At 56.0% G+C, this 6,151-nt stretch carries 8 protein-coding genes; 1 reads left to right on the top strand and 7 read right to left on the bottom strand.

Annotated features, from left to right (window positions below; all coding sequences use genetic code 11):
- The 6 genes from ACOSYY_RS00040 to ACOSYY_RS00015 all read right to left on the bottom strand — a co-directional run.
- Window positions 1-416: hypothetical protein (locus ACOSYY_RS00040; protein ID WP_421660166.1), on the bottom strand; the 416-nt coding region annotated here is incomplete at its 3' end.
- A 119-nt stretch (window positions 417-535) separates the two neighbouring features.
- Entirely contained in the window at window positions 536-1,288 is a 753-nt protein-coding gene (locus ACOSYY_RS00035; protein WP_421660165.1) for a T4 family baseplate hub assembly chaperone, read from the bottom strand.
- 6 nt (window positions 1,289-1,294) lie between these two features.
- Window positions 1,295-1,813, bottom strand: coding sequence for a phage tail protein (locus tag ACOSYY_RS00030; RefSeq protein ID WP_421660164.1), 519 nt, complete (start codon window positions 1,811-1,813; stop codon window positions 1,295-1,297).
- A gap of 12 nt (window positions 1,814-1,825) precedes the next feature.
- Window positions 1,826-3,412 carry a phage tail sheath family protein gene (locus tag ACOSYY_RS00025; RefSeq protein ID WP_421660163.1) on the bottom strand — a complete coding sequence of 529 codons (1,587 nt, stop codon included), beginning with the start codon at window positions 3,410-3,412 and terminating at the stop codon, window positions 1,826-1,828.
- Between the two features lie 61 nt (window positions 3,413-3,473).
- A complete protein-coding gene (locus ACOSYY_RS00020) occupies window positions 3,474-3,842 on the bottom strand; it encodes a helix-turn-helix domain-containing protein (protein ID WP_421660162.1) in 369 nt (122 codons plus the stop codon).
- A gap of 175 nt (window positions 3,843-4,017) precedes the next feature.
- Entirely contained in the window at window positions 4,018-4,701 is a 684-nt protein-coding gene (locus tag ACOSYY_RS00015; RefSeq protein ID WP_421660161.1) for a LuxR C-terminal-related transcriptional regulator, read from the bottom strand.
- A gap of 521 nt (window positions 4,702-5,222) precedes the next feature.
- Between ACOSYY_RS00015 and ACOSYY_RS00010 the strand changes: the two genes are divergently transcribed.
- Complete coding sequence (locus tag ACOSYY_RS00010) at window positions 5,223-5,996, top strand: hypothetical protein (RefSeq protein ID WP_421660168.1); 774 nt, start codon at window positions 5,223-5,225, stop codon at window positions 5,994-5,996.
- On the opposite strand, the gene ACOSYY_RS00005 is transcribed toward ACOSYY_RS00010, so the two are convergent.
- Entirely contained in the window at window positions 5,902-6,129 is a 228-nt protein-coding gene (locus ACOSYY_RS00005) for a type II toxin-antitoxin system HicA family toxin (RefSeq protein WP_421660167.1), read from the bottom strand. The genes ACOSYY_RS00010 and ACOSYY_RS00005 overlap by 95 nt on opposite strands.
- Window positions 6,130-6,151 lie beyond the last annotated feature (22 nt).

Genomic DNA, 6,151 nt, shown 5'->3' with positions numbered 1-6,151 from the left:
TGACGCTCCACGGTGGCCGGCTGAATCGTGCCGCCACACAATGCAGGGAGGGATTCCGATCGTTGCGCTATAGGAGCCGCATTGGCCTCGCGATGATCCGATACCGCGGTGTTCTGGCGAGGAACAGGGGACACGAATTTTGCTGCTCCTTCCTCCGAAACTTCGTGGAGTGGTCGATAAGGATATCCCAGTGCCTTCTTGGCAATTTCGTCCCCATCGGTTTCTTCGCCGAAGAGTCCGGATTGATCCTGTCGCGTCCGCCTGATCAACTCACGCCCAAACTCATCACGCCGTGGCTCACTCGGAAGGCTCGCATCCGTCTGTCTATCGCGCTCAATGATGCTCTCGACATGTACGGTCTCGGTCTCTATCGGAGAAATCCGCGACGAAAAATCTTGGGACGACGGCTTTTTCATGGATTCCGAAAACTCCACGGCAGCTCTCTCCCGGACGGATTCGTATCGGGTCTCTGGACGGGGATACAGGCCGTCCGCCTCTCCGAGGCTTCGTCTCACGAGATTCTTCAAGTAATGACTCATCCCGAGACCATTTCCAGATAGATGCGCCGTCGCGCCTCGCTCAGCGTCAGAATGTCCGATTCTCTCCACCCGTAGGCGGAGGCCAACACATGAATGTCTCGGAGTAGCCGTCTGGCCGCCAGATGAATTTCGCTCCAAAAGTACGTCACTATGTCGAACGGCACAGGCCAATGATGATCGCAGCCTGGACAGCGTATGGAAAGGTGCACGTCTCCTTGTGGATCGGCTTCCGCCATACGATCTTCGAGAAGAGCGCAGATCTCCCGGGGAAGATCGTCCACTTCGCAGTGGTTACCCCGCTTCTCCGCTCGGAGAATGCAGCGCCGCAACAGCATCCGGACGCCCTCCTCCTGAGTTTCGGTTGAGGCGATCGCTTCGACATCTCGAACAGTCGGTGCGACAGCCTGCACGGTGAAGTCACCGGCGGCGACCCGCATGGGAAGGCGGGAAATTGCATTACGTGACCCGGGCTGTGCCGCGTCAGGAAAGACCGAGCGCACATCGACGGTCACTTCCCCCATCGCTCCGCAGGCGGGACAGGTGACGATAGCCTGGACAGCTCCTCCAAACGTGCGTGCGCGGACGTGGGCCAGCAGGGCATCCCGTTCTCCGATGCTGAACGAATCCATGTGCCGGCGCGTGTATTCCGGGCAGGCTGTTGTCAGAACGAGCATCGCTCGGCCGCCGGGCGACAACCCATGGCCTTGGTCCCAGATCGAGAGCAGTTCCGGCGTTGAAAGTCCGCGCATGGCGCTTTAGACCGACAAGGTCGGCTCCACTGGTTCGGGAACGTCCCGATCCCGTTCCCAACCTTCGTTTTCGAGTTTGATGGTTTGAATCGCCACGGCATTCGCATTCGCATCCAGATCGGGTTGCGCCTGAAACTCGGACACCCAGCAGCGGTAGACCTTGTAGGCAAAGGCGAGTTGGCCCGCTTCGTTGTACATTTCGATGATGATGTCCTTGCGGAAATCCTTGAGCGACACTTCCCGCCCCAGGCCGGCCCCGAAGTTCCACACTTTGTTAGCCCATTTCTCGAACTCAAGATCGTGCGTGACACCCCGCTCCAAGGTGATGGCCTCGTACTTCGTCCGTCCCGGTGACTTGCGGCCGGTACTGGGATCACCGCCTTCCCGATGCTCCACGACCTCAGTCGTGCGCTTGAGCGCCCCAACTTTGCTGACACCCGCGACATACCGGCCATCCCACTTCACGCGAAATTTGAAATTCTTATAGGGATCAAAGCGCTGCACATTGACGCTGAACTGGGCCATAGCTGGTCCTCCTTATGCCTGAATCTGACCGGCGATCTGCTGGAGCTTGATAATCACGAACTCCGCCGGCTTGAGCGGAGCGAACCCCACCACGATGTTGACGATCCCAAGATTAATATCCGCCTGGGTCGTCGTCTCCTTGTCGCATTTCACGAAGTACGCTTCCTGTGGAGTTTGTCCTTGGAAGGCGCCCTGCCGGAACAGGTTGTGCATGAAGGCGCCGATATTGAGCCGGATCTGCGCCCAGAGCGGCGCATCGTTGGGTTCGAACACCACCCACTGCGTGCCACGATAGAGACTCTCCTCGATGAAGAGCGCAAGGCGGCGAACCGGCACATACTTCCACTCCGATGCAAATCGATCATCGCCCTGAAGAGTGCGCGCACCCCACACCAGCGGCCCGGCCGGCGCCATCACACGCAAACAATTGATCCCCAGCGGATTCAACTCGCCGTTCTCATGGTCGGTGAGCGGCACACTGAGGCCCGGCACGCCGACCAGCGTCGCCTCCAGACCGGCCGGAGCCTTCCACACACCCCGTTGCGCATCGGTTCTGGCAAAGATCCCGGCGATCGCGCCGCAAGGGACGAATTCCTCAAGCTGGTTCTCTTTGAGCGCATGCGGCTGGCGAAGACGCGGAAAGTAGAGGGCGGCGTTCTTGCTGGTCGTGCCTAAACCGGCCACACCGGATTTGGCTTGATCCTTCGTCGTCCATTCGACCGGAGGATCCACCAGCAACATGGCCCGTCTGCGCTCGCAGTAGACCGCTGCCTCCGAGATGAGACTCGTGTCCACATTGCCGCCGGCGAGATAAGGGGGAATGCATAGCAGATTGAAGAGATCCGCCTTGGCAAGGGCATACAACCCTTTTTTGTTGGTTTCAGCGTTCGAGGGTGTGAAATCGTCGGCTTTGGTCAGCGCTGCGCCGTCCGAGGCCTCTCCGGCGGCAACTACTTTATAGTTCGTCGCCGGTTGATGGTCCTCCCACGGGTCTTTGCCGGCCGCGGGATCGTTACTCTTCGCGGGACGCGCGGTCGGCGGATTCCCGGTCAAGCGCACGAGTTGGGATTCATTGAGCAAGACCCTGTCGATCTGCCTCGGATGGCCCGCCGTAATGGACATATTGCGAAAACTTTCGATGGCTCCGGTTTCTCCGTCTCGCACGGTGAGGTTGAAGAGGCTGTCGGCGGTCTCGCCCGATTCCAGCGGCCGTGTGTTGTGATCCACACGCACGCGGAGTTTGTTTCCCCAGACGCCGGGATTGGCGGCCTCCAGGCCGAGACTATCCGCCGTGAGCTTTGCTTGCGCCGGTTTGGCGCCCGTGCCGCTTTCAGCATGGTAGAGGCGGACGATGACCGCCTGCCCCCCTCCGTTCAAATAAAAATCGCGAACGGCGAATCCCAGGCTGCTGCTCACCCACAGGCCGCCGAAAATTCGCTCGAAATCCCCAAAGCTATTGATGGTGATCGGCTCGTTGACCGGCCCCCTGAGCGCCCGCCCGATGAACGCGGCGACGGAGGTCGCGACTCCGGTAATGGTGCGCACGCCACTCGGAATCTCCTCGATGTAAACACCCGGATACGTCGGTGATGTCGGCATTGGTTTCCTCCGCTAAACTGTTGGCCTTGTCCTCAAGGCGCTGTCCTGGTTCAACCGCGCTTTAGTGCTGACTGCCCGTTCGAATTGCCGCGCGAAGCGGCTGGACGATATCTTCCCGATGCAGATCCGCGAACTCTTGCCGGTGCGAGGAGAGCCGTAGCGTCGCAACCGACGTCAGGTCCGGAGTGACACTGAGAATGACTAAGTCCGGATACACAGCCAACAGCTGGCTGCAAAGGCCTGGATCCTCCTCCTGTTCCCGGGCAAGAATAACCGCGTCCGCGCTCAGTCTGCCGGTCTCTTGGAGGATCTTCATCGGCCCCCGGCAATCCCCCACTACTTCCATGTCGTCCTGGTCTTCCACCAGTCTTCGAATGGCATCAGGCAGCATCACGGGATGATTTGCCAAGAGCACTCTGATCTTGTCCAACAACCCCTCGCCATGTCAGATCGATATATCCTGAGTCACAACGTCGCAAGATGCCTATGGATCTTGAGGATGAATTTGGATCTAGACAAGGGAGCGGAGGATCTAGATCTTTTCCTAATGAAGTTGGAACCCGCGAGAGGCTCGGAAAGCTTCTCGTCCGGGAGAAGGTTGAGGGTTAGCAGCGTCCTGTGAGGCTCGCGTGAGATTTGATATGCTTTACCGCCGAATAGCGATTGCGCAGATGGAGTTTATCGAGGATATTGTGGACATGATTTTTGACGGTGGAAACTTCGATGTGCAGATGAACCGCGATCTCCTTGTTCGTCAAACCCTTGTCGATCAGTCTCACGATTTCCGTTTCACGTTTTGTGAGACGAGCTCTCTCGCCGACTTGGCGGCTTTCGATCTGGCGTGTGAGCGCGGAAACTCGATCGAAGGCCAAACTCGCAACTCGTGGGGAGCACAGCGTCTCCCCATTCATGACGGCTCTAATGTTACTGATGAGATCGTCAAGGGATGAGTCGATCAAGAGATACCCGGCCGCTCCTTCGCCTTCAATGCAGGCCAGAATATCGTCTTCACTATTGGGAACCCCTACAACGATGGTTTTCATTCCCAGGGAGGACGCATCTACCCGTTCGTTTGGATAGGCACGCTCTTGCCGCCGGCACAAACCAAAATCGATGATGAGGAGATCCGGCCTGCAGGCAACAACGGCTTGCCAAGTCTCTTGACCCAGTCCGTCTGCGCTATGCACGATCGAGAGCAGTTGGGTTTGAGCCAAGGAATGCCGCAAACAGTCCCGATAGAGCCCGTCTCTATGGACAATCGCAATGCGGATATCGCGACAAGGCATCATCGATAGCACACCTACAATAACCCACAAAATGCATCCTGCTCTTAGGCTGCACCGCCATATGGAAGAATCTGCTCGCGGAGGCTGTGCCTGAAAGCGATGTGACGATAGAGTTCACGTGCATTTTCAGATGGTCTGTCGGCTCCCTGGAGTTTCGTCCTATTCACCGGCCGGACTTATGTAAGGCTACTAGACGGCTTGCTACGTGCAACTTCTTAATCCAATGCTCTGGAAAAGTAAACCCACTAGATCTTGCGTTGCACAATCTCTTACTCTTGACGCGGTTACATCGAAAAGCAAGATCGGTGCTAAGCTGCAGGATTACTTTTCATATACATTGGCAACATGTTGCTGATGGATTCTACATATAGGCTGGTGTAGGAACCTAGGAAAGGCGTTAATTCCTGTATCCCATTTGGGCGATATAACGAACTGGACAGCACTTATTTCTGTATAGATAATGCGTGCCTATGTCGGCCTGGCAGTCGGTCACGAAGCGACAGCCCTTCTACAGAGAAGCCTTTATGAGGCCTCTCTGGTGGACTGGCTTAGTATTACTTGCCTTGCTGGGAAATGCCGATACCGTTCGAGATTGGTTTTTCCCACAGTATAAGGATCAGGAGATACGTTCCTTTTTCCCTTCTGGTATCCCTTGGCCAACAATTGCATGGATTGGAGTGGTTCTGTTGATTCTTGAGGGAGGATACCGAGCATGGTCTAAGCAGCATGAGGCTGCTCTGGAATTGGAAATTAAGCTTTGCAGTTTGATTACTCCAAAGTTGTCGATACGGTTCAGCGACAATGATAACACCTGCATAAGCCCTCCTACCATTCAGCATGACGATGCAGGAAATTCCTCTACATTTAGGAGAGTCTTTATTGTCGTCAAAAATGAGAGTGCTATTCCATTAACCGACGTGCAGGTCTACTGTGAGAAGGTTGTAGTGGCGAACGGGCAACCAGCTATCGCAATAAAGGGAGATTATAGACCGCTCATCCTTGGAGGATCGTCGTTTCCTAGAGATTTAGCACCATGGGAGCCACACCACGTGGGGGTTGTTCGTGAAATTGTTGATACGACGAGCACTGGGGTGGTGACAGGAAAGCGGATCGAACTTCATATTCCTCTTAAATGTGTAGTTGAGCGTACTTTGTACGGTAAAGAGTTTCGTATTGATGTCATCGTCCATGCAAAGGAGGAGACTACCCCAAGACTTGCATCTTACACTTTTGGATGGAGTGACAAGGACGAGTTCTTTTTTGAATCGCGTGAGGTGCTGGATAGGAAGGCAGTATGAACATCTTGCCCACTTCCGCGGGAAGGCGCTTCTGCACGCGAATGTGGCTGCCCTTCTGACGCACGATCACCCAGCCATCTCGCTGCAGAGCCCGAAGCACCTCGAGGTACGAGAGGCTCGGGACTTTACTCATACGGCCAGCTCGATTTCCTCGG

Source organism: Nitrospira sp. BLG_2 (assembly GCF_049222245.1).
Note: the sequence above shows the minus strand (reverse complement) of the source record. Positions and strands in the feature narration are given on the sequence as shown.

Bases quoted from the DNA above. Each gene is read 5' to 3' on its own strand.
- ACOSYY_RS00025 (WP_421660163.1), bottom strand. From the start codon at position 3,412: ATGCCGACATCACCGACGTATCCGGGTGTTTACATCGAGGAGATTCCG.
- ACOSYY_RS00005 (WP_421660167.1), bottom strand. From the start codon at position 6,129: ATGAGTAAAGTCCCGAGCCTCTCGTACCTCGAGGTGCTTCGGGCTCTG.
- ACOSYY_RS00010 (WP_421660168.1), top strand. From the start codon at position 5,223: ATGAGGCCTCTCTGGTGGACTGGCTTAGTATTACTTGCCTTGCTGGGA.
- ACOSYY_RS00035 (WP_421660165.1), bottom strand. From the start codon at position 1,288: ATGCGCGGACTTTCAACGCCGGAACTGCTCTCGATCTGGGACCAAGGC.
- ACOSYY_RS00015 (WP_421660161.1), bottom strand. From the start codon at position 4,701: ATGATGCCTTGTCGCGATATCCGCATTGCGATTGTCCATAGAGACGGG.
- ACOSYY_RS00030 (WP_421660164.1), bottom strand. From the start codon at position 1,813: ATGGCCCAGTTCAGCGTCAATGTGCAGCGCTTTGATCCCTATAAGAAT.